General features: G+C 36.6%; 17 protein-coding genes. 4 read left to right on the top strand and 13 right to left on the bottom strand.

Annotation, left to right across the window (positions count from 1 at the left end; all coding sequences use genetic code 11):
• Positions 1-335: 335 nt before the first annotated feature.
• Positions 336-1,856: an extracellular solute-binding protein gene (locus J2Z23_RS15275; RefSeq protein WP_209974433.1), complete on the bottom strand. Its 1,521-nt coding sequence runs from the start codon at positions 1,854-1,856 to the stop codon at positions 336-338.
• 880 nt (positions 1,857-2,736) lie between these two features.
• Here J2Z23_RS15275 and J2Z23_RS15270 point away from each other — a divergent pair.
• Entirely contained in the window at positions 2,737-3,408 is a 672-nt protein-coding gene (locus tag J2Z23_RS15270; RefSeq protein WP_057989514.1) for a YesL family protein, read from the top strand.
• A gap of 92 nt (positions 3,409-3,500) precedes the next feature.
• Complete coding sequence (locus tag J2Z23_RS15265; RefSeq protein WP_057989512.1) at positions 3,501-5,798, top strand: helix-turn-helix domain-containing protein; 2,298 nt, start codon at positions 3,501-3,503, stop codon at positions 5,796-5,798.
• Between the two features lie 439 nt (positions 5,799-6,237).
• Here the strand turns inward: J2Z23_RS15265 and J2Z23_RS15260 are convergent, their stop codons facing one another.
• The 5 genes from J2Z23_RS15260 to J2Z23_RS15240 form a co-directional block, all read right to left on the bottom strand.
• Positions 6,238-8,529, bottom strand: coding sequence for a glycoside hydrolase family 95 protein (locus tag J2Z23_RS15260; protein WP_057989509.1), 2,292 nt, complete (start codon positions 8,527-8,529; stop codon positions 6,238-6,240).
• Between the two features lie 18 nt (positions 8,530-8,547).
• On the bottom strand, positions 8,548-10,116 hold the full coding sequence (locus tag J2Z23_RS15255; protein ID WP_057989499.1) for a glycoside hydrolase family 43 protein: 1,569 nt from the start codon (positions 10,114-10,116) through the stop codon (positions 8,548-8,550).
• A gap of 27 nt (positions 10,117-10,143) precedes the next feature.
• Positions 10,144-11,004 (bottom strand): pectinesterase family protein, encoded by an 861-nt coding sequence (locus J2Z23_RS15250; protein WP_057989497.1) that lies wholly within the window; start codon positions 11,002-11,004, stop codon positions 10,144-10,146.
• Between the two features lie 18 nt (positions 11,005-11,022).
• Positions 11,023-12,357 (bottom strand): glycoside hydrolase family 28 protein, encoded by a 1,335-nt coding sequence (locus J2Z23_RS15245; protein WP_057989496.1) that lies wholly within the window; start codon positions 12,355-12,357, stop codon positions 11,023-11,025.
• Positions 12,358-12,962: 605 nt separating this feature from the next.
• Positions 12,963-13,850 carry a helix-turn-helix transcriptional regulator gene (locus J2Z23_RS15240; RefSeq protein WP_057989494.1) on the bottom strand — a complete coding sequence of 296 codons (888 nt, stop codon included), beginning with the start codon at positions 13,848-13,850 and terminating at the stop codon, positions 12,963-12,965.
• Positions 13,851-14,009: 159 nt separating this feature from the next.
• Here J2Z23_RS15240 and J2Z23_RS15235 point away from each other — a divergent pair, with 159 nt between their 5' ends.
• Positions 14,010-15,350: an ABC transporter substrate-binding protein gene (locus tag J2Z23_RS15235; RefSeq protein ID WP_057989492.1), complete on the top strand. Its 1,341-nt coding sequence runs from the start codon at positions 14,010-14,012 to the stop codon at positions 15,348-15,350.
• A 352-nt stretch (positions 15,351-15,702) separates the two neighbouring features.
• Here J2Z23_RS15235 and J2Z23_RS15230 read toward each other — a convergent pair whose 3' ends face one another.
• The 3 genes from J2Z23_RS15230 to msrA form a co-directional block, all read right to left on the bottom strand.
• Positions 15,703-16,986, bottom strand: a complete 1,284-nt coding sequence (locus J2Z23_RS15230; RefSeq protein WP_209974431.1) for a Gfo/Idh/MocA family oxidoreductase — start codon at positions 16,984-16,986, stop codon at positions 15,703-15,705.
• A gap of 27 nt (positions 16,987-17,013) precedes the next feature.
• Complete coding sequence (locus J2Z23_RS15225; protein ID WP_238482791.1) at positions 17,014-18,039, bottom strand: dienelactone hydrolase family protein; 1,026 nt, start codon at positions 18,037-18,039, stop codon at positions 17,014-17,016.
• Between the two features lie 344 nt (positions 18,040-18,383).
• Positions 18,384-19,340: a peptide-methionine (S)-S-oxide reductase MsrA gene (msrA, locus tag J2Z23_RS15220; protein ID WP_209974429.1), complete on the bottom strand. Its 957-nt coding sequence runs from the start codon at positions 19,338-19,340 to the stop codon at positions 18,384-18,386.
• Between the two features lie 194 nt (positions 19,341-19,534).
• On the opposite strand from msrA, the gene J2Z23_RS15215 reads away from it, so the two are divergent.
• Positions 19,535-20,116 carry a hypothetical protein gene (locus J2Z23_RS15215; protein ID WP_057989484.1) on the top strand — a complete coding sequence of 194 codons (582 nt, stop codon included), beginning with the start codon at positions 19,535-19,537 and terminating at the stop codon, positions 20,114-20,116.
• Positions 20,117-20,167: 51 nt separating this feature from the next.
• Here J2Z23_RS15215 and J2Z23_RS15210 read toward each other — a convergent pair whose 3' ends face one another.
• The 4 genes from J2Z23_RS15210 to J2Z23_RS15195 form a co-directional block, all read right to left on the bottom strand.
• Positions 20,168-20,500 carry a L,D-transpeptidase gene (locus J2Z23_RS15210; protein ID WP_057989481.1) on the bottom strand — a complete coding sequence of 111 codons (333 nt, stop codon included), beginning with the start codon at positions 20,498-20,500 and terminating at the stop codon, positions 20,168-20,170.
• A 185-nt stretch (positions 20,501-20,685) separates the two neighbouring features.
• Complete coding sequence (locus tag J2Z23_RS15205; RefSeq protein ID WP_057989480.1) at positions 20,686-21,054, bottom strand: DUF2871 family protein; 369 nt, start codon at positions 21,052-21,054, stop codon at positions 20,686-20,688.
• A 133-nt stretch (positions 21,055-21,187) separates the two neighbouring features.
• On the bottom strand, positions 21,188-21,742 hold the full coding sequence (locus tag J2Z23_RS15200; RefSeq protein WP_209974427.1) for a hypothetical protein: 555 nt from the start codon (positions 21,740-21,742) through the stop codon (positions 21,188-21,190).
• A 591-nt stretch (positions 21,743-22,333) separates the two neighbouring features.
• On the bottom strand, positions 22,334-24,010 hold the full coding sequence (locus J2Z23_RS15195) for an ABC transporter substrate-binding protein (RefSeq protein ID WP_057989477.1): 1,677 nt from the start codon (positions 24,008-24,010) through the stop codon (positions 22,334-22,336).
• Positions 24,011-24,055 lie beyond the last annotated feature (45 nt).

Here is a 24,055-nt window from a genome sequence, read left to right as displayed (position 1 = left end):
CGTGTTTGTCAAGAGCGATTGCGGTAGCTTACCACCACATTTAGACCGTAGAGCTACGTTTAGGCTTTTGTTTTCATAGAATTTTTGACACTACCTAAAAGTGTTGGATACAAGCGATGTAAGTAAAGCGTAAGTGATCTAATTTATATCGTCTATAATCATTATGTTATTTCTTTCCATTTTATAGCGCCTTGGGAGCAGTTTCTTTCCATATAATAGAAAATGATTATCCCCTTATCTCAGCATACATTTATAATAGAAGAAACTTATTGCTTAATACTTAGATAAGGAAAAGATGACCGATCAGTTTCTGTTCAGTCATCTTTTCCATTTCCTCATTTTGAATTCGACTCATTAAACTCTTGAATGATTTTTTCTCCGCCTTCTTTCTTCCACTTTTCAATCGCTTTCTCGAAACCTGCTTCATCTGTTTGCCCTAAAATATATTGATAGGTAACATCTGTAATAATTTGTTGTAAGCGAGCACCATCTTGGATATATGTCTCAGAATCTAGTGTGACGGTAGGATCATTAATCAGATAGTTTTCATTATCAATAAATAATTCTTCTGATTTTGCTTTTGGCCCATAATCAAAATATCCTTCATATCTACCATTTGTTTCTGGTTCACCAATTTCCAGTGCTTGATAAGCTTTCACCTCTCGATCAAACCTTGCTTGATCTTCAATCGGAAGTGCGCCCCCTTCTTTCACTGTATAGGTGTCATCTTCTATTCCCCAGTAAAGTGTGTTCGATAATTCTGCACCCATTAATTGATCAAAGAATGCAAGAATTTTCTTTAAATCATCTTCTGTTTTTACAGTACTTTTAGGGAACATCACTAAATTTCCATATCCGGGAATTGCCCATATCCCATATTCACCATTAGGTCCTGTTACCTTATTGTGAACATCTAAATCAATATCTGGGTTAATGGCCACCGCATCACTATGAAGGCTAACAACATCCCCCATCGAGCCAATATAAATACCTGCTGACCCATTCTTGAAAAACTCTTGTTGATCCACTTTACTCGTTACAGGAAAATCTTTATTGATGTATCCGTTTTCATGTAATTCTTTAAAAAAGTCCATTGTCTCTTTATATTCAGAGAACATAAACTCAGGTAATAATTCCCCATCTTTTTCTCCCCAATTATTCGGTGTACCGAACCATGAAGCAACTGTTTTAAACGCACCATAGATAAGATCATTTCGATCTGTTACTCCGAACGTATCATCTTTCCCATTTCCATCTGGATCATCTTCTGTAAAAGCTCTTGCCATTTCGAAAAATTCCTCTGTTGTTGTCGGTGCTTCCAATCCTAAATTATCAGCCCAATCCTTTCTATAGATAATCCCTTGTCTGGATAACGGGCGCCCTTGGTATAATGTATAAAGCTTTCCATCTACTAAAGTATTATCAACAACCTGTTCTTTTAATTTACTTAGATTCTCATATTCATCTAAATATGGTCCAATTTCCCAAAATTGTTCATCCCGAATCGCATCTTTAAATTGAATAAACGTGTTTTGATTCTTCATAAATACAGCTTCTGGAAGTGAATTCGTAGCAAAGGCTGTATTAAGCCGATCCTCATAATTATTGTCTGGAACCCATTGCATTTCAATTTCCGTATTGGTTTTTTCTTCGATGACTTTTAAAACTTTTTCATCGGGAACTTCTGGAGTATGGAGATTAGCCATAATCGAAAACTTAAATGGTCCGTCTTCTCCTTTTTCTGCATTTCCACTACCTTCATTTGTGGAAGTATTTTCGCTCTGATTACATCCAGCTGCAATGATAAGGAACAAAGATAATATTCCTGCAATCCATAACTTCTTTTTCATGAGCATTGATCCACCCCTCCTATTTTCTTTTTCAACCTCCATTTTATTTTAATTGAGAATAATTGTATATAATCACTTTCTCAGCCTTTGACAACGTTTTCAAAATCCTACCTAGACTTAATTTTATTTACACTCATTGGTCAATAATTAGGATAAATAATCATTATCTCTTCCTTTTTTTATTATTCCCTAGAAAAAGCCCTAAGATTTTTTTGAATAATCATTTATATTCAGAAGTATCATCTTCTCATTTCCTCATTAAAATTTAGAAAATTATCATTTTTTCATGTTATAATAAGAAAAGCACAAGCGTCTTGATAGGGTAAAAGGCTAAGGACACGCCGTCCTGACAGTAGGCTCAATTAGCGACGTCCTATTGCTTCGCCTACAACTAGTACATCTTGTACGTCACAATGCCTTTTTGTACTACGCCCTTTAGACCTTCGCCAAGCAAATATTTCTGAATCTAAAAAAGGCGGTCCTTTCCAAGAAATTATTGAATAAAAACTTCAACTACATTTATACCATGTTAATATGCATTTGAAAGCACACTTTTTGTGGCTTCATGAGTTTAGCATTAAAGATTACTTCACAACAACTAAATTTTCACTTAGCTTTCAAGGTATTCCGATTATCCTATGAAAAATATATAAGGCGATAAGCCGTCTTAGTAAATGGAATGGTCAAGGCCTCGGATGACTGAGCCTGTGGGACCCGATACTCGTCCGCGGCAAATGGAGCATATTCCATTTGCGTAACCAAAAACTATAACTCATTCCACATTTTTTTCCGCTTACCCTCTTTTAAACAAAAGGTAAATGTCTGTTTTTAACTATTCAACTAAACTAAAAATGAAAACGTTTTATATTTATTAGGGGTGATACAATTGGTAATTGAAGGGATTTGGGGAGGTCTTTATAAAATATGTGTTTGGGTGATGCGGATCACCTATCTTAATATTTTGTGGATTCTATTTACATTATTGGGACTTTGTCTTTTTGGTTTCATGCCCGCAAGTATAGCATTATTTACTGTTATTCGTAAATGGCTTTTGCAAGATACAGATATTCCTATTTTCAATACATTTTTCCAATCTTTTAAACAAGACTTTTTGAAAACCAATTTATTTGCGCTCATTATTCTATTTATTGGAGCCATTTTATATGTGGATTTACAATATGTAGGTTCTATTGTTGAAAGTGCTTTCTATGCACCACTACTAGGTTTATTATTCCTTGCTGGGATTTTATATCTCCTATTTATTCTTTATATTGGTCCTGTTTTTGTACATTATGATCTCCGGTTTGGACAATACATTAAATATGCGATCATGATTGGTATTACTCAGCTTCATTTCAGTTTAATGATGATTGTTTTGCTCTCTGCCCTTTACTATCTCACAATGAAATTTCCCGGTATCTTTCCATTTTTAAGTATTAGCTGTGGGGGTTTTATCATAATGTGGAGTGCCAATATGGCTTTCAATGCGCTCTTACGAACGAAAGAAAAAGTGGCTGGCACTTTAAAAACTTCTAAAGAAATCAAGGAAACATCGTGATCGATGATAGACAATAACTGGGAATCTTTATTTCGCAAGTCTTTTTTGGGTGCATCTTAAAAATAGTAAAGTTTAGAAAAGGGTAGATCTATATGAAAATTAGAACCTTTAAGCATTTCTATAAATTAGTTACCTTATTAATCATTTTAGGTACTGTTCCAGTTATTATTGTGGGGATTTTTTCCTATTGGAAATCCTCACAAGTGATTGAGGATCACTCTGCCCAAGAGAAGATACAAAATGTCTACCAAATTCAAACCAATGTGGAACAAGTACTAAAGAATATCGACCATTCCGTTACTTACTTTTTAAACTCACCACAGACAAAGGAAATTATCCGTTATCCTCTTTCTGCCGATAACTTTAAAAAATATCATGATATTAGACCAGAACTAAATCACTTGCAAACTGTTGATACAGGGATCGAGGATATTGTCCTTGTTAGTTTAAAGAATGATTGGCTAATTAATAATAATGGTCTTACTTACATAGACGAAGAGGAAAAAGAAGCGATTTTATCCAATTATATGAATCTCCCAGAATCCTCTACATGGATTCAAGAAGAGTATGAAGAGATTAGTTTGAATAATGATGCCAAAAAATCATGCTCACACTATATTAGTCTTGTAAAAAAATTGCCTTTTACAAGTGCTAAAAAAACAGCGGTAGCTAGTGTCTTAGTTCCGAGCTGTAGTTTAACAAAAATTATGGAAAAAAAGGTTGATTCCGAAATTTACATGATTCTTGATTCAAATAATCAGATTATTGCTCATAGTGATTCCGACGAAATTGGTGAGACTTTCAAAAATTCCCAGGAAATATTAGCTGATATCAACCAAGAAGCGGGACAATTTAATCGCAGCATTGATGGGATAGATTATAAGGTTACTTACCAAACTTCGCGTTACAATCATTGGAGCTATCTCTCACTTATAAAAATGAGCGACCTAAATAAACAATCAAGCTCGATTGGTTGGCTAACCTTTTTAGTCTGTTCTGTCTTACTTATTCTTTCACTTATTATATCCTTCATTGGGAGTCAACGAATATATCAACCTATCCGTAAATTACATAAATTAGCAAGCGATAAATTCTCTACCAAAGATAATCAAGGCTATTCACATAAAAATGAATTTGACCTCATTGAAACACATATCGAACAATTGCTTGATAAAAATGTTGAATTGGAAGGTCGTTTACAAAGCCAAGTCACGCAGTTAAAGCAATTTTTTATGATCCGATTATTACAGGGGAAGGTTCATAAGCAGGAGATTACCAATAAATTGGTGTCTTATAATTATCCGAAAAGCTGGAAGCATTTAACTTTATTTACATTGGAAATCGATGGACTAGATCAAACGAAATATAAAGAAAGTGACCAAGATTTATTACTGTTTGCAATAAATAATATGATAGAGGATTTATTCCCTACCGACCAATGTTTCACCCCTGTCGTCATCAATCACACACTAGTAATGATTTTATTGGATCATTTCGACTCTATGGAAGAATATACGCATTACATGAATGAACAAGCCCAATTAATCCAAACGGAAATTAAAGCTGTATTTGACCTGCCTGTCAGTATTGGTATCAGTCATCCTTTTCAATCTTTATCAACGGCTAAAGAAGCATTTAAGGAAGGGAAAGAAGCTTTAAAATACCGCTTTAAGTCTGGTGCAGAATCAATTATTTTCTTTGAAAATATTAATCAAAACTATCAATTAACAACACCATTCCCTACCGTTATTAAAAATCATTTATTCGATGCCATTAAGGTGGCAGACCGCGAAAAAGCGGAGCAAGAGTTTGATCGTTTTTTTCAAGTATTATCTCAGAAAAATTTCCATCATAATCATTTCTATATCATTATGACTCGCTTATTATATGAATTAATTGAGTTAATGCAGATATTGGGCATCCAAATAAAAGGACTTGATGAACGTGAATTTTTCACAGAAATAGAACATTTAGGTACATTAAAAGAGGTAAAAAGATGGTTTAAACAGCAAATTATCTATCCTTTAATTGACAAGGTCGAGGAGCGAACAGAATCAGAAAATAAATCATTATCTGATAAAATCATTCACATAATTCACCATGAATTTGATACAGATATTTCCCTTGATTCTATCGCGACACGCCTACATTATAACCCTAACTATTTAAGTAGTATTTTTCAAAAAGAAATGAATGTTTCTTTCAGTGAATATTTAATCATGTACCGAATTAATATGGCCAAACAGTGGCTCGTCAATACTGATATTTCAGTTAAAGACATTGCTACAAAACTGCATTACAATAACTCGCAAAACTTCATTCGGTCTTTCAGAAAAATGGAGGGCATTACACCAGGAAAATACCGTTCTCAGCATAAGCAGGCGATTTGATCAAGTATAAAAAATATTTACCAGAAAAATAAAGTGTGATCATTAAACGAAAAAAGGCATGCAAATAATCCGATAAAAATGGACTTTTTGCATCCTTTTTAATTCTTCCCAAGAAAAACGACTGCATATGAGTTAGATTTTTAAAAATATTGAATGAAGGATATAATCGTAGTTGGAAAAATAGGAAACACCAAATTTTCTTCTTAGCCTTTAACATACAGGAAGATAGAGGATATGTTTCCTGTCAATAAACAAAGGTTTAGCCTAGAGACTAACGGGTTGTTCATTATCCATTCTTCTCTTTTGTATCCATGATTCAAAATCCGAATTCGTCTGTATTCGGATCGTTTTTCCACGGCGTTGGAAAAAGACCTCCAAGCAATCTTCATAAAAAAACCCATTCTAACCGAAATACCACTATTTTCTATGGAAGTAATGTCTATAAAACTGTTAGTCTATATTCCTTTCCCTTTTCCGTTTCAAATTGATAAACAGTTGCACCAAGTTGTTTTGTTTTTATTGTTTCATTACCACTTGTAATCTCAACAGGAATGGCGGTTCTAATCGTACATAAATTGCCATTTAACGATTTTATCTTGCTATGCTTTAGTTTATTTTCATTCCAGTTTATTTCGAGTTCAAAGCCACCTTTAGCTCGTAATCCTCGTACCTTTCCATTCTTCCATTCTTTAGGAATGGAAGGGAGAACATGAATTTCGTTCATATGACTTTGCAGTAACATCTCGGCAATACCGGCAATGCCGCCAAAATTGCCATCGATTTGAAAAGGTGGATGATTATCAAGTAAATTTGGTAGTGTAGAGGATTTTAAAAGTTCCAGTAAATTTGCATAAGCTTGTTCTTTGTTTTCTAAACGAGCCCACATATTGATTATCCATGCGCGACTCCAACCCGTATGTCCGCCTCCATGTTTTAATCTTCTCTCCAAGGTTATTTTTGCCGCATCGGCTAAATTTGGTGTATGTCTTGGCGAAATTTGATTTCCTGGATGTAAAGCGAAGAGATGGGAAATATGCCGATGCCCAGGGGCTGCCTCTTCATAATCTTCTAACCATTCTTGTATTTGTCCATATCTGCCGATTTTCGGTTTAGGCAATTTTTTCATCATGTGTAATAATTCATCTCGAAAATCTTTATCTTGATCAAGAATCTCACTTGCATGAATCACACTTTCAAAAAGTTGATGGATAATCTGGCTATCCATGGATGGCCCTTGACATAATTTTCCCCTCTCACCATTCGGTAAAATATACGTATTTTCTGGTGATACAGAGGGAGAAGTGATCAAATAACCATCTGCTGTTTCTATTAGAAAGTCAACAAAAAACAGTGCTGCTTCTTTTAATGTTTTATATGCTTTACTTAAGAATGGCTTATCACCTGTGTATTCATAATGGCTCCATAAATGTAAACTCAACCAAGCTGCTCCCATAGGCCAAACAGTAGCAGGCATATAGATATCTTGTGGGGCAGTGTCTGCCCATATATCTGTATTATGGTGGGCAACAAAGCCACGACAACCATACATCTTTTGGGCGGTGATCTGTCCACTTTCTCTCATTTTCTCAATATGATCAAACAAAGGTTGGTGACATTCTGATAACTGACATACTTCTGCCGGCCAGTAGTTCATTTCTGTATTAATATTAATTGTAAATTTACTGTCCCAAGGTGGGACCATTTTATCATTCCATATTCCTTGTAATGTTGCCGGGAGAGACCCTGGACGGCTTGAAGAAATTAATAAATATCGACCAAAATGAAAGTAAGTACAGAATAAACCAATTTGGCTTTCTCCTTGTTTCATTAATTCTAAACGTTCATCAGTTGCCAGCTCATGATTTACTATTGGTTCCTCGATCTGTAAATCAACACGATTAAATAAGACCTGATAATCCTCAACATGTGTCGTAAATAATTCGCGATATACTTTTTGTGATGCTTGATTAATCAATTCTATGCAATGATCTTCCGGACTTTTATAGCGATACGAAGTGGCAGCAGAAAGGATTAAAGTTACCGCATCGGCATCTGTCACAATTAAGCGATTGCCAATCGTCTCCACTGAGCCGTTTTCTGCTATGGCTCTGATGACACTTCGAAAAGCAATTCCTTCCTTTCCACCGGTAATCCCTCTCATAACAAGGCTATCGAGAGAAACTGGCTCCATATCATCTAAGTTTCGAGTTTTTCCCCGATCAAAATGAGTCATAAAAGAAATAGAGCGCTTTTCTGAGGCTGTTAGGCGAATAATCATTACTTGGTCAGGATAGCTACTAAAAATCTCCCTCTGATATTGCACATGACCAACCGTATATTGAACTCGGACGAGTCCTTTTTGTAAATCCAATTCTCTCCTATAACTGGTATAATCTTGCTCATTATGTTGGAAGTCTATTAGCAGATCCCCTAGTGGTTCATAATGGCGTTGAGATGATGGGAGACCAGGAAAAGCGAGTGCGGCTAATTTCTCCGCCTCTTTCAATCTCCCTTCCGATAAAAGTTTTCGCACCTCTGGTAAATAACAGATAGCATCCGGATTATGCCGGTCCCGTGGACCACCGTACCACACCGAATCCTCATTTAATTGAATTTGCTCTGCCACTACTTCACCGAAAACCATACCACCTAACCGACCATTTCCAATTGGTAGAGCCTCATTCCAATTTTGTGCAGGTTGTTTATACCACAGCTTTTTTGTGCTAGCCATTTTTATCTCCTTATCATCTCATTTATCTAACCCTTGATATTTAAAATAGTCGAAATCGGCATAGGAACCAGCTATCTGATTCATATCATGTACTGCGATGCCAACGAAATTACCTGTGAAGCCCCCAGATAGAAATAATAAATTTTGTGACGAGCCAATGGGATGCCAATTCTCATTTTCTCCGGCTACTCGATAATAAAATTGACCTCTCTCCTCCTCCGCCTCAATCTTCAACTCAATTTCTCCATTATCTATTTGTACCAAATCCGGTAGCAATCGAGAATCGTCTTTTTCCGAACGTAACAGCCGAATGACACGCCCCTTCACTTCATCATAAGTGATATATGCATACAAATAATTACTATCATTTAAGTAAAGAATCAATCCGGCCATTTGATTAAAAGTGGTGGGCTGATAATCTATTTTCGTTATCGCATTGAAACGAAAATCCTTTTGACGTATAGCTAAAATATGATGGGCAAACAAAGATTGAATCGACTCACCCGAAATCATTCTTAAATAACCTGCCCTGCTTTGTAAATCGCACCAAGTGTCATCAGCTAAAATTCGCAGTGTATTCCACTCCTTTGCCAGTGGGCCGTTAAAGTCATCATAAAAATTCGTATCTTTTTTCTGTTTTATTAGTTGTTTCGTTACAATTTTTGTTTCAAGAGCAGGGGCATTTCCTCCCCCTACTAATCGTAACCATCCACCCTCTGTCCAATAGACCTCTTGAATGGCTGTCTCTCTTCCTAAAATTGCCGCTTTTCCTAACAATGGTCTTGTACATAGATAAGCCATATACCATTTGCCTTCATCTGTTTGCACAATGCTTCCATGTCCCGAAGATTGTAAAGGAGAACCCGGCTTATCCCTTGCCGTTAACAGCGGATATTGCGGATCTAATTCATAGGGGCCTGTTATCTCTTTCGAACGGCAAACGGTTACGGCATGCCCTTTTCCTGTTCCACCTTCAGCAGTAATTAGGTAATAATATTCTCCATGTCGATATATATGTGGTGCTTCGGTTTTAGCAAGTTCCGTTCCATCAAATATTTTATACACTGGTCCAACAAGCTTTTTCTGCTCTGGATTATATTCCTGCAAGACAATTCCCGCTGACTTATTGCCTGTTGTCATGCGATAATCCCAAATTTCGTTTAAGACCCACTTTTTACCATTCATATCATGAAAGAGCGAAGGATCAAAACCACTGCTATTAATATAAACAGGCTTAGACCAGGGACCATGGATTGATGAAGATGTAATTAAATAATTATGGCTATCCTTAAACGGGCGTTTCGTACTTTTAACATCTGTATAGAGTAAATAAAATAATCCATCAGCATAGCTGAGCTGTGGAGCCCATATGCTCCCCCCTTGGGGATTTCCCTGTAAACTAACTTGTGTTGTGAGAATATCTGTTTCATGTTCCCAATTTACCAGATCATTTGATTGATAGATTCTTATTCCAGGTAACCATTCGAAAGAAGATACGGCAATATAGAAAATTCCATCCACTTTTAAAATATATGGGTCAGGATTAAATCCCCTTAATATCGGATTTTTTATCATTGTATGATGCATGAAGATGACAACTCCTTTGTTTTTGGATTATTTCACATATACCCATGAGGGACGTTTATCGTTTTGGCCATTTATTGAATGAATCTCTTCATACTTTATCGTATCGAGACTTTCCTTTTTGTCCCATTCATTCCAGCCTTCTGGAACAATATGCTCGCCTAAATAACAATGTTTAAAGGCTGTTTGGGCATAATTTCTCCATGGTCTACCTAAAAAGACGTTTTCAACACCTGAATCGGCCGTTAAATAGCAATTTTCAAAGACATATCCTTGAGTTTGAGCTTTTGGTGTAGCGGCCGCCGTAATAAAGCCTCCCTTTCCAGGTCGATAACGACTCCTAATTTCGCAATCGATAAAATTAGCAGCAGCCCCTCCGAATATGAAATCCACTGTCCCTGATATATAGCAATTTTTATATAGTTGTTTGCAGTAGGTATATCTGGATTCATCATTTACGCTATTCGGTAATGGACCTGTACATAATGTATCCTGATGTCCTTCTAATCTACATTGATGGAATTCGGCATGGTGACAATAGGCAAATAAAGCAATGGCCTGACCGATATTTTCCCCCTGCCCTGACTGATTGATCATACATACGTTCCTTACGATAATATTTTCACCTTCTAAAAATACTGTAGCTGTGCGAAATGTCCCGACTTCATTACCATCTTCATGAATTTGCCGAGCATGTTTTCCACCAATAATCCTTACATCACCCAAACCAATCATTTCAAAATTCGATAATCTAGCTTCTACAATTTCTTTGTACTCACCTGATAAGATCACCATTTTTTTCTTTTCACTATCTGGCTTTTGCTCCAAATAATGAATTCCAGCTTGAATAGTAGAAAAATGACAATATGATTCTTTTCCTATTAAAATCATTTCATCGCATCCTCATTATTATTTATTTACTGTTTCCACTAACTCTTCCTGTTGCTTTGTATGGCGGGATTTACAATAAAGAACTTCAATATCCTGCGTATTCTCCAAATAAAATGCAGGGCCCTCATGGTTCTCAATGGTAATATGCTGGAATAAAATATCCTTGGCAAAACCAACATAAAAACCGCGATTTGTCATCTTATCTAGATTGGCCATCATCGCTGGGCGACCAGGGACAGCATTATCAGCCAGCGAAATATCAATATTTGCAAATGTAATTTCCGCTGCATATAATTCTGCTAATCCATAGATAAAACCTGCACAAGCTTGGATGTTTCGAGCTGTAATATTTGCAAAATGAATTCGCCGGAAATTAGGGGTTTCATCTGTAATGGGATAAGGGTTTTTATCCCAAACATATTTCTCTTTCCCAAGCGGGCCACAATAATAATACAAATTAATCACAAAGGGACACATAACCTTATCCATTACAATATTATTCACGCGGATATCTTCGACGATTCCGCCCCGACCACGACGAGATTTTAAGCGGATTCCTCTGTCCGTATCTTGGAAAATACAATTCGTAATTGTAACATTGCGAATATCGCCACTCATCTCGCTTCCAATCACCACTGCTCCATGGCCATGAACCATTGTACAATTTGAGATGGTGATATTTTCACAAGGCATGCGTTCCACTGTTTCTTCTGTTCCTGCTTTAATGGCGATACAATCATCACCAACATCTATATTGCAATTATTGATTCGAACATTTTTACATGATTCCGGATTGATTCCATCCGTATTGGGGGAGTCGGCTGGATTTGTAATCGATATATTATCCATTGTGATGTTATAACTTCTGACAGGATGGACCGTCCAACTAGGTGAATCCACCATTTGAACGTCTTTTATCGTTATTTGTTCACAGGAATCAAAACTTATCAACTTCGGGCGAAAATAAGCTGATTTATCAGCTTTATTCCGTTCTCTTTCCCACCATTTTTGACCATTGCCATCTAAACAGCCGAATCCCGTGACAGAAATATTTTTCGCCTTTTCCGCATATAGACAAGAGGCATGTACATGTTGGGACACCCCCTCCCATCGTGAATGTACAACCGGATAATCTGATGGATTATCTGAGAATTTCAATCTTGCCCCAGGTAATAAATGTAATTCAACATTGTCTTTTAAACGTAAAGAGCCTGTTAAAAATTCACCTGCAGGGATAATGACAGTTCCCCCACCATTTGTATATGCTTCATCAATTGCCTTTTGAATCTTTTCTGTCATAACCATGCTATTAGGAATTGCGCCAAACTCTGTAATATCATAAAAAATACTCATAATTAGAAAATCTCCCCTTCTATTCGTAACTAATGCCTTATGATAAAACTCCAGCTTTTAAGATAACGCCTTCATAATAGCGGATGATTTTGCTATTCTCTATACATATTTATGTTCTATTTCGATCTTTCTTTGCTTTTTTTGTTATCGTTTGGAAGTAGCTATTGGCTAAAACCGGGAAAACAGAAGAACAAAAGCGCAAGCGCCTTGATCAAGGTAGAAAGGCTAAATTCGCGTCGTCCTGACGCAACGCCTTTCTGACCAACATCCTATTGGCCTCGACAAGCAAAGTGCCTGAACCTAGGAAGGACTTTTCTCTTCATAGGTTCAGGGTTATTTAGTGGTACATCGGCTATGTTCGCGACGTCCTATCGCTTCGTCTGCACTAGTACATCCTGTAGCAACGCCGATGGGCTTGCATCCTACTAGCCTCAACAAGTCTAGGAGCTGGATATCGACTACAATATAAGCTAGTTATCCACAAGAATTTATATTTCCTATAGCATTAAAAAGCCACCAGCTTCACTAACCATAATAGTTTGGGTAGTAAAGCTGACGGCTTATTCACGCCCTTTACGGAAAAGGAATTTCTTTAGCTCTTAATTCTATGAATCTCCATTCAACAAATAACCTTTTTGTTCCTCATAAGAAAGATGCTTGTTTTGTTTACGGAATTGTATCGGTGAGACACCAGTCATTTTTTTAAATGTCTTATTAAAATGTGCGATTGAATGAAAACCTACATTTCCAGCAATCGTCAAAACTTTTTCATCTGATTCAATCAATTGGCGTCTCGCCTCTCTCATGCGAACTGCTTGGACATATTCACTAAAGTAAAAACCAGTGACTTTTTTGAATGTCCGACTAAGATAGGAAGGACTGATGTAAAATTGTCCAGCAATCTTCTTCAATGTTAATTCCTCTAGGTAATGCTGATGTAAATAGGTCGCAATTTCAGAGATTTTCTCATACATGGGATGTTCATTTTCTGGTGGCGCTTGGAAGGATTGGCGATAAATTTGAATTAATAATTTCGTTAATAGTGCTTTTACATAAAAAGTGTAACCTGGCTGTTTTTTCTTACATTCTCTTAACATCTCAAAAATAAGTTGTTCAGTATTCGGCTGCTCTTTTACTGGAAAACGTATTAACTGTGAACCATGTTGAAATGGAAGCAGAGGTAAATCTGATGATAAAATACCTGATTCAAGGAAGTCATGAGTGAAATTAATTAGAATTCGCTCGAATTCAGGGACAGATGAGCTTGTTGTCCGATGGACATCATGTGGATTAATAACAATAATGTCGCCACTCTTTACAGTGTATACTTTCCCATTGATAAAATAGACTCTTTCCCCCTTACGTAAGTAATACAATTCATAAAAAGCGTGAGCATGGGGTGTCGACATAGCTGAATAACCTTTTCGGTACATGAACTGCAATGAAAAAGATTCATTCTCTAAATAATACTTCGGACCGAAGTTATCTACCATTTTTCCTAAACCACCTTCCATTGCATCAAGGACAAAAAAAGCAAAGTAATATAGATAATTGAGCAAATTACTATATAGAGTATAGCACTATAGTGCGTTATTATGAAAGCGTTATCTCTAGTTGGTTTAGAAAACAATAACAGAAGGGGTGGGTATGAAATGAGGCAAAGATTGTCGGGTCTTCTTATGATATTTGGGCTAATGGCTTTGATCGTGGGATGTAGCAGTGATTCTGGTGGAAAGAAAGTTTCTAATAATGATAAGGAAGAAGAAACTTCAGTTACAGAAGATACAGGTGAATCAGCGCAAGTAGAAGTTTCTTTAATGATTCATTGGGGAGAAAAAGAGTTTGAAGAGATTTTTAATCAACATATCAAAAAGGCTTTACCACATATAAAACTAACGTATATTCAAGCAAATGGGAAAGAGGAAATTGAAGAGAGCTTTGCCAAGGGACTTATACCGGACATTGCCATGGGGACTAATTTCACCATGTTCCAAGAACTCGATTTACTTCGAGATCAAATGCCTTTAATCGAAAAACATGGGCTAGATCTAAGTAAATATGATCAAGGAATAATAGAATCCTTGAAAGCTAACTCTCCCATCGGCGAACTTGATGCCCTTCCAGTTTTTAAACAAGGATATGTGCTGACCTATAATAAAGATATTTTCGATGCCTTTGGCGTCCCTTATCCAACAGATAATATGACTTGGGACGAAGTCATTGAACTTGGTAAACAATTAACAGGTGAAAAAGATGGTAAAAAATATTACGGCGTTTTCCCTGGGAAGCTTGGCCTCCAACAAGTAAGTACCACCCTGGTTGATCCAGAAACAAATGAACCGACAATCTTAGATAATAAAGAGTTACGTATTTTCCTTGAGCGCATCCAAGCCATTATAAACATTCCTGGAAACCTTCCTGAAATGGAATCAACGGAAGAATTGGCGACCTTCCTGCATAATGCGGAAGGTGCTGATACAGCATTTGATTATGCATTATTCCCATTCCGCGACCAAGCTAACGGTCTTACTTGGCGTGAATTTGAAGCCGGTCTAAATTTTGATTGGGTGACATACCCTGTTTGGGGTGGGGATTATCCAGATTATGCTCCTAATGAACTATTAAATACTATGTTCGTGACTAGCCAAAGTGAAAATCCCGATGCTGCCTTTGAGGTTCTAGCCTACCTAATGTCAGAAGACTATCAAAAATGGTCTGTAAGTACAGGTGGAGGGACTGCTTTACTCAATGAAGAGGTGTATAAAGAATTTGGAACAGCATTAGAACATGCCGATATTATGGCCGAAAAAAATGTGGATGCATTATTTAAATTAGATAGTGCTCCAATCCCTAAAAGATCGCCATACGAGAGTGCAATTGTCATGATCAATGCCTACCAGCGATTACTTGAGGGCGAAGATATCAACACAGTTATAAGAAAAATGGATGAAGAAACCCGGAATGTGATCGCGGAAATGTCCGGAAAAGAATAAAGTAATTAAACTAAAATGGAAATAATTGCATTGTTTAAAAGAAACAACTGGATAGTGGATTTAAGCAATGGACAATTCATCATTGCAATTGATTTGCCGATTCCCCCGACCCTGAGGTAATTTGGATGAATAACAAAAAAGAAGGGAGATTCTCCCTTCTTTTATTTATGAGTAAGCGCTGATGAAAATTGCAAACAAGCCGGACATGCCCATTGCAAGGAAGCCTTTTGGCAATTTTCTCCGTTAGGAATAGCTCTTTTTTAATGCCCTTAAGCATATAGCACTTAGCTGCTGGCCAGTAAAAGCTTATAAACAGCCTAGTTAGTATATCGATGAACGTAGTTTAAATTGTTTAAAATTTAATCAAGTCATCTATTTTTACTGCTTGCCCGGTTTTCAATGAAATATTGCCAGCAATCCCTGTCATGATGGATCTTGCTCCATCAATATGGGAGGCAGCTCTGTTGAATTCGTCCTCTGTTGGTACGCCAAATAGATCTTGTAGCAAGACGACATCACCACCACCATGGCCCCCTTTTCCTTCCTGTACTTCTACTTCATAAGACCTCCCAAACATCGGTAATACTCTAATGGACTTTTCTTGTAATTTCCCTTCATCATCCTTATCTCCGCCTGAATTGATGTAGGACTGTTCACGTACAGTGACCTCTATTCTACCTTTACTTCCATTAAATGTAATAATAAATCCTTCCCATGGTAAGTAGGCATTAAGGGAATAAGTAAGAATCGCTTTATTTTTATAAGTGACAAGTACCCCTAATGTATCTTCAATATCGATTCCATCACCAAAGACACTTTGATCTCGTTGATAACCGTCTTCCTTTTCTGCATCTAAATACATGGCCTTCAAATGAGGATTGGCTTCCAAATCAATCGCAAATGGATCATCTTTAGCATACTCATTTCCATGAGCGCGTTGGTAGAAATTAGTTACGCCCCTTGCTTCCGCATTTTCTCTTCCATAATAACGTAATCCACCGGAAGCATAGACAGTTTCTGGAATAGAATCCAACCAAAAATTCACTAAGTCAAAATGGTGGGTTGATTTATGAACGAGTAATCCACCACTATTGCGTTTGTTACGATGCCATCTCCGGAAATAATCGGCACCATGCTGGGTATCTAATGCCCACTCAAAGTGTACGGAATGAACATCTCCAATGACTCCATCTCGAATAAGTTCTCTAATTTTTGTATTATGAGGCGCATAACGATAATTAAATGTTACACGAACATTTTTTCCTGTGCGCTCAATCGCATCTAAAATTGCTTGTGTTTTTTCTACATCAACAGTCATTGGCTTTTCTGTAATAACATCACAACCTAGTTCTAAAGCGCGAATAATATACGTATGATGTGTACGGTCAACTGTTGTGACGATAACATAATCTGGCTTTTCTTTTTCAATCATCTGATCAAATTCACTAGAATGATATGTATTGATTTTAGGATGATTATATTTTTCTTCAAGTAAGCGATTCGCATAGTCCATTCTTGTTTGATTAATATCTGAAAAAGCTAGAAGTTCACATGTATCTGTATAATCTCGTGCTAATGCTCCATAGAAAAATTCAGCCCTACCACCAGTTCCAATTAAGACATACTTTTTCTTCATTTTATTTATCTCTCCTTATTTTTAAAGCTATTTTAGTTGTTCGACTAACCAACCATAAGAATATTCCCCGCTAATTTCATGACCACCAGCAAAAAGATGGGATGCTAATAATGACTCGGCATCAAAGGATTGGTAAATTTTCTCAAGCTCTGATAAAGCCATTTGCACATGTTGCAGTGGAAATAGATGATCTTCTTTCCCAGCTTCGATAAAAAGCGCTCTAGGGGCAATTAAGCCGATTAATTCTGGCATTTCCGCTATCTGTAAAATATTAGGTATATAATTATCTAAACAATGTCTTCTATCAATAATGCTTCCTCTAAAAGTATTCGTATATCCACTAATGACTGTAGCTTTTATTCTGTCATCTAAAATTGACGTAAAAGCAGTAACAAGGCCGCCACCAGATATACCCATACAGCCAATTTTGCTTGAATCAAATTCTTTCTGTTTATCAAGATAATCTATTACTTTCATACACTCGTGAACTCGTAAGCCTGCTAAAGTTTTTCCATATAAAAGTAACTGGCTTGCTAATCGATAACAGGAATTATCACCTGGTTTTCCTTTTCCTTGATCCTCTTGCAATTTCCTATCGCCAAAACCAATTAATTCAGGTGCAATAACAGCGAAACCCTTTTGAACCAAATCAATCGCAAAGTCTTCATGATAGGTTGATTTTTCTCTAGATGAGCCATCAGGGTTTAAGCCAACTAATTCCTTATGTCCGTACCCGTGTCCATGGATAGCAAGCACAGTAGGCAATGGCAAAGGATGATTTTTCGGTATTAAAATATAGATCGGCATTTTTAGTGGCGGAATCGTTACCAATTCAATCCGATAACGTATATAATCTCCCATGTCAACTTTTTCCAGTTGAATCGCTTCTTGTTCTTCCGAGTTGCTGGAAAAGTCACCTAAAGCTTTATGAAACTTTTCTTTTAACTCCTTTTTCCAATTCTCATCATATACAACTGGTTGGGCTGCTACTGTTTCTTCATATAACCGCTCTAAATATAAATCAGCAGACCACATAGTATTCCTTCCTTTCAAATGTTTTCTACGAATCAAAGTGATAACGCTTTCCATTTTCAAGAAGTATAACAACGTTGTTATTTAAATGTTATAGCATCTTGCCAAAAAGAACAAGACCTTTTTTTACTTTTTCGAAAGTTTTTGCGAAAAATAGACCACATGAGAATAAACCAGCTACTTCCTTAACGGCTACTCATAATTGACTGCTGATTTGACCGACTAAGTTCTAAGTTAACAAATCGAAAAATAGTGTTCAAAACGGAAACCCGTTACCCATTGAGCTCAATTTTAAAATGAGTGTAGCCAAAGTCGTTCTGACTTCGGCTACACTTTCAATCGTATTATAATTTTTTAATTAGTTTTTATGAAAACAAGCTTAAATATTCCTCATATCCCTCTTCTCGTAATTTATCTTTTGGGATAAAGCGCAGGGCGGCGGAATTAATACAATAACGAGCATGATCTGGTCCAGGTCCGTCATCAAAGACGTGGCCAAGATGAGCATCAGCCGTTTTCGAACGGACTTCAATCCTCCTCATTCCAAAAGATGTATCAAGGTTTTCCTTTAATTCCCAGCGTTGAATTGGTTTAGTAAAGCTTGGCCATCCACAGCCTGCATCATATTGGTCATTCGAACTAAACAATGGTTCCCCAGAGATGATGTCGACATAGATCCCTTCTTCTTTATTATCCCAATATTCATTTTGAAATGGAGGCTCTGTCCCATTTTTTCTCGTTACTTCATATTGTAAAGGAGTCAATTCCTTTTTAAGCTCATCATCTGTCTTTTGCTTTTTCCAATTTTCGCGAATGAATTGAGCTCTTCCTGATCCTTCACGATACGCATTATAATGAAAAGGATTTTTCTTATAATAATCTTGATGACTTTCCTCAGCCTTATAAAAAGGAGCAGCTGGCAATATTTCGGTGACAATCGGTTTGTAAAACCGGCCACTTTCCGCAAGTGCCTGTTTAGATGCTTCCGCTTGTTGTCTCTGTTCCTCATTATGATAAAAGATTGCTGTTTTATAAGAACTGCCTCGATCACCAAATTGACCACCAGGATCGGTTGGATCAATCTGTTGCCAAAACAAATCCAATAATTTTTTATAAGGGAAAACGCTCGGATCAAATGTGATTTGAACAGCTTCTACATGCCCTGTCGCATCAGAACATACCTCTTCATAGGTCGGATTTTCCGTATGTCCTCCGGTATAACCTGAGATGACTTCTTGTATTCCAGGCTGTTCATCAAATGGTGAAACCATACACCAAAAACAACCTCCTGCAAAGGTCGCAATTTCATTTTGCTTAGCCATAAGCTTATCACTCCTTAATAAATATTATGATCTGTTCTTCCTGTAATATCGTTTATTTTATTGTATCGGTCTCCACTAAAAAATACCATTAAGTTGATTTCACACCATTTATCCTGTTCAAGCATATTTTGAATAACTATCCTCTGGAGGGATACACTAATAATACTAAACTATAGTGATGGAGTGCAGGTTTCATGACTACTGATCAAAGTAAAGCATTTGAAAAAGTTCTATCTTCTGAAGAAAAACTAAATAAAGTATCTATAGATTATTGGCATCAATTTTCTTTCGTTGATACATGGCAATTTTGGTTTGATATCGTCATGTTGATTGCCCCATTGATTGTTTTATTCTTTGTCATTGACAGGAAAAACATTTTCCTGTTAGGTTTCTATGGCTTCAACATCCATGTATGGTTTGGTTATATTGACGTTGTGAGTATGCGCTTGGGATTAGTAAACTATCCTTACTTTATCATTCCCTATTTTCAATCCCTTTCCCTCGATGCCGCCTTACTACCTGTTCTATTCATGCTTGTTTATCAATGGACATTAAAACGCGGAAAGAATTTTTATCTTTATAGTATGATTATGGCCGCCTTTTTAGCTTTTGTCTTCAAACCGATTATGACCAGTATCCATTTCATCCAACTAGGAGAAAAAATGAGTTATTTTAAAATGTTTCTTGTATATATCGGGTTATTTCTATTTTCTAAGGCCATTACAAGTCTCTTTCTGCATATGCAAAGTAAAGTTAAAAAAGTCGAGACAAAATAATAAAAGCCCACGTTCTAAACGAAACAGAATAAATGGGCTTTTTGCGCTGAATTAATGAATCACAACAGGTGTTCCGAGTGATACACGATTGGAGAGATCTAATACATCATGATTAAACATTCTAATGCAACCATGTGAAACACTCTTCCCAATTGAAGATGGATTATTCGTTCCATGAATACCATAATGTGGCTTGGATAAACCCATCCAGAGTACTCCAAACGGTCCACCAGGGTTGGGCTGTTTATTAATGATTTTATAAGATCCATGAGGAGTAGGCGTAACGATTTTTCCCAGCGCAACAGGATATGTTTTGATCAATCTAGATCCATCAAATAATTTGAGCTGATGCTTTTGAATCGACACATCGATCCATAATGCCATCTCATCATCTCCTACATCTTTATCCAATATTGTATGAACAAAAGGAAAGATGGTCAGAAATAAGAACACCTTAACCGGCGACTATCAAGATAAGCGAGAAGCTTTAAATTTAAAAGTAAGCCACTAGTTAGACAAAAAAGCAGCCTAACTTCAAATAGTGAAGATAAGACGCTTGCTAGTTTTGATCAAGTACGTAAATGCCATAAAATATTATACCCAAAAAATAACACGCCTAAAATGGTTATCGCTCCGCCTACTGTCGCAATGGGGAAAAAGATAGGACTTATCCCTAATATTGCACACGCAATTCCAATCATCATAATCGGTAAGCCAATATTATGCAGCCAAAAGTGAATTTTCGCAGCAGGTGTTCTTTCAAGTTTCGGAAATTGAATATAAATTAAACCAATTATAGCTAGGGACATCCATCCAAGTAAATTTACATGGACATGAACAGTGGCTAATTTAAAAACATGTGTGACCGACATATATAATCCAAATAAAAGCCCAATGAAGAAATAGATGACGGCAATTTTTATCAATCTTATTCCCATTTTCCAACCTCCCTGATCATACCTCTTTTACACTCTATGAACAATGATAAGTCGGCATGCTTCTTTAAACCAAATATTGGAAGTATCGGGAACGTACATATTTCAGTTATAAAACTCCCTAGAGAAATCTTATTTATTCTAACCTTATTTGGACAAATTCAATCTTATTATTTTCCAATGTATTAATTACTTTATTTTTAATTTCCTTAAAATAGCCATCTTCACCAATTGTTAGATTATTTCCATCGTGAAAAACAAATGTATATTTTGAATGTCCCTCCTTCTCTATCGTTTGCCTGACTTCCTTTACATCTTCCCAACGATAAGAATACTGATGTGTTGTAAAAAGCTGCTGGTAAGATAGATGATCCTCTGCTAATCGCTGATAAGATTGTGTCATAATATAAAAGGAAGCTATTGATAGTACGAGTAGAAGTAGAAAAATTGCAATCGACTTTTTATGAAAATCTAAGAAGAAAAGAAGAAAGAAAGCTGCAATAAGAAAGATAAGTCCAACAGCACATACTAAGTAATTTTCCATTGGGACAAAAACCTGCCAAACCTTTGGTGTATAATGAAAGAATTGGGCAAACATCATTGGGATATAAATAATAATGATCGGTGAAGCTAGAATGAAGCAGATCGCGATCGCCATAAAAATATGCTTTGTTTCATAATTTTTCCTCATCCAATCTTTCCTTTCTACATAGGTTAAAAGATTCCTAGATAACTGGAAAAGCATATGGAATATGCTCCCTTTCCACATGCTTACAAGAAGCTCGTCCTTCGTTCAGGACGGAGTTGCGTTAGCGCTCTCGGCCTTTGATACCCTAGTGTTTTTCACGGATCATCGAAACCTTGACGAAGATCAATGGAAAACGAAAAAATTAAGGATTTTCATTACCCTTTGATACAAAGTAGGTTCTATATATGAGATTCCAAAAGACTGTCCTAGAAGATTTGACAATTGCCCGCGGAATCTGAAGTTATTATGAACTGGACTTTTTGAGCAGCTCCCTTTGTCCCCAGAGAAGGATTTACTAGGAATGACTAAGCACTTCATCTGTCCCACACGATAATCCAAACACCCAGTTTTTAAAATACCTAATAATATACCTTCTCTTTGGTAAAAAAACAAGTGATTTAATTTTCTGATTTCCCTATTAATACTAGTCTAAAGGGAAACATTGTAATGTGTAACTGTTTTTATAAAACCTTTACTTATTACGCAAATTAAAAAACAGACGAAGAAACCATGATCTCCGCCTGTTTAATGATATTATTTTGTACCCCATAACTCCATTGTATCTTGGGTAATTTTTGTCATTTCTGCATTAGCCTTTTCAATATCCATTTTGATAAGCTCAGCTTGAATATCATCCCAGGCTTTGTCAAAGTCAGCTGGTTTACCAAGAATCGCTTGGGTAATTTTTTGTTCTACAAAATCATCCGCTTTTTGTTGGATTGTTTGTAAATCACTATTGTTTGGAATTGTGTAGTTAGAAGCTGATCCATGCTTAGAAATACCTAATTCTTCGGTAGATGGGAACCAATCAACCCAACTCTTCATTCCATATTCACTTATCACTTCTTTTTCCGCATCTGTATATGTTGCGATAATATCCTCTTGTGTATCAGGAGAGATTGGGTTTCCTGTTGAATCAACTGCACCATTTCCCCACTGAGGGAACGGATAGACATATTGACCTACACCTGTTTTCTCTGGATACTTAGCATCTGTTTTTCTTTGTTCTTTATCTTCATCTTTCAATACTCTTTTCCCATCAACAACATCATAGTTAACCCCTTCAATTCCCCAATTCAAAAGAATTTGTGCTTCTTCAGAAGCCATCCAATCAAGGAATTCAAATGCCTCTTCTTGATATTCCGAAGTGGAACTAATAGAAATTCCCCAACCACCAGCAAAACCATAATCCTTTAAGCCTTGAGATTTGTAGCTTTCATCTAATGTAACAGGTAGTGGAGCATAAGTTCTCCAGTCCTTACCATCTGCTTTTAATGCTTTGTCTGCGTCTTGGAAATTCCAATCTTGGTCAGCAATACCTAATACTCGACCAGATGATAACTTGGAAATATACGTATCATGAGTTTGGGTGAAAGATTCCGGGTCAAGTAAACCAATATCATTCATATGGTTTAGCCATTTAAAATATTCTTTAATCTCCGGCACCATAAATTTATAAGTCGCTTCTCCCGTATCATCATTGATCGCCCATTGACCATCATCGGGAATACCAAGTGAGAAACCAGCTGGGTTTCCAACGGTAATTAACCAACGCCAATCGCTACCTAATAGGGACAAACCAATGGTCTTTTGTCCATCCACTTCTGGATGTTTAGCAATATAATCCTTTAATGCTTTTTCATAATCATCTAGTGTTTTAATATCAGGGTAACCTAGTTCACGTAGGACATCTAATTGTAACGACATTGTACCACTAGTCGACCAATAAGCATTTTCTACACCATAAGTTCCTACTGTATAAATGCTAGGATCATCAATTGAATTACGTAGACGATCGATTTGATCACCATACATCTTTTTCAAATTTTCGCCTTTTTCTTCAATTAAATCATCAAGCTTAATTACACCGCCAGCTTCAATAAGTTTACCAATATCCCCTTTAGCGTAAATCATGTCAGGGTATTCCCCACTTGCAATCATGAGTGGGATTGCTTGCTCGTCTCCACCAACTGGATGCTCGATATCAAGAACGATACCTGTTTTCTCTGTAATTTTCTTTGCAACAGGGTCATCGAACGATACATCTGTGGTCAAGTCTGCATTAAAGAAAGTCAATGTAATCGGGTCATCCTTAGAACCGCCTGATCCATCCGCCTTCTTCTTATCTGAATCACTACTACAACCTGCTAGCGTTAGACCGGCAATGAATACCAACATGAGTGACCATAATGGCCATTTACGTCTAAACATTTTACTCCCCCTCATTTTCCAGCTTCAACGCCCAGTGACTAACAA

Source organism: Lederbergia galactosidilytica (assembly GCF_017873565.1).
GTDB lineage: Bacteria > Bacillota > Bacilli > Bacillales > Bacillaceae_C > Lederbergia > Lederbergia galactosidilytica.
Note: the sequence above shows the minus strand (reverse complement) of the source record. Positions and strands in the feature narration are given on the sequence as shown.

Coding starts and splice junctions, on each gene's coding strand:
- J2Z23_RS15245 (WP_057989496.1), bottom strand. CDS start 12,357: ATGAGTATTTTTTATGATATTACAGAGTTTGGCGCAATTCCTAATAGC.
- J2Z23_RS15240 (WP_057989494.1), bottom strand. CDS start 13,850: ATGGTAGATAACTTCGGTCCGAAGTATTATTTAGAGAATGAATCTTTT.
- J2Z23_RS15230 (WP_209974431.1), bottom strand. CDS start 16,986: ATGAAGAAAAAGTATGTCTTAATTGGAACTGGTGGTAGGGCTGAATTT.
- J2Z23_RS15250 (WP_057989497.1), bottom strand. CDS start 11,004: ATGATTTTAATAGGAAAAGAATCATATTGTCATTTTTCTACTATTCAA.
- J2Z23_RS15200 (WP_209974427.1), bottom strand. CDS start 21,742: ATGAGGAAAAATTATGAAACAAAGCATATTTTTATGGCGATCGCGATC.
- J2Z23_RS15205 (WP_057989480.1), bottom strand. CDS start 21,054: ATGGGAATAAGATTGATAAAAATTGCCGTCATCTATTTCTTCATTGGG.
- J2Z23_RS15195 (WP_057989477.1), bottom strand. CDS start 24,010: ATGTTTAGACGTAAATGGCCATTATGGTCACTCATGTTGGTATTCATT.
- J2Z23_RS15275 (WP_209974433.1), bottom strand. CDS start 1,856: ATGCTCATGAAAAAGAAGTTATGGATTGCAGGAATATTATCTTTGTTC.
- msrA (WP_209974429.1), bottom strand. CDS start 19,340: ATGGCTAAGCAAAATGAAATTGCGACCTTTGCAGGAGGTTGTTTTTGG.
- J2Z23_RS15265 (WP_057989512.1), top strand. CDS start 3,501: ATGAAAATTAGAACCTTTAAGCATTTCTATAAATTAGTTACCTTATTA.
- J2Z23_RS15255 (WP_057989499.1), bottom strand. CDS start 10,116: ATGCATCATACAATGATAAAAAATCCGATATTAAGGGGATTTAATCCT.
- J2Z23_RS15215 (WP_057989484.1), top strand. CDS start 19,535: ATGACTACTGATCAAAGTAAAGCATTTGAAAAAGTTCTATCTTCTGAA.
- J2Z23_RS15210 (WP_057989481.1), bottom strand. CDS start 20,500: ATGGCATTATGGATCGATGTGTCGATTCAAAAGCATCAGCTCAAATTA.
- J2Z23_RS15260 (WP_057989509.1), bottom strand. CDS start 8,529: ATGGCTAGCACAAAAAAGCTGTGGTATAAACAACCTGCACAAAATTGG.
- J2Z23_RS15235 (WP_057989492.1), top strand. CDS start 14,010: ATGAGGCAAAGATTGTCGGGTCTTCTTATGATATTTGGGCTAATGGCT.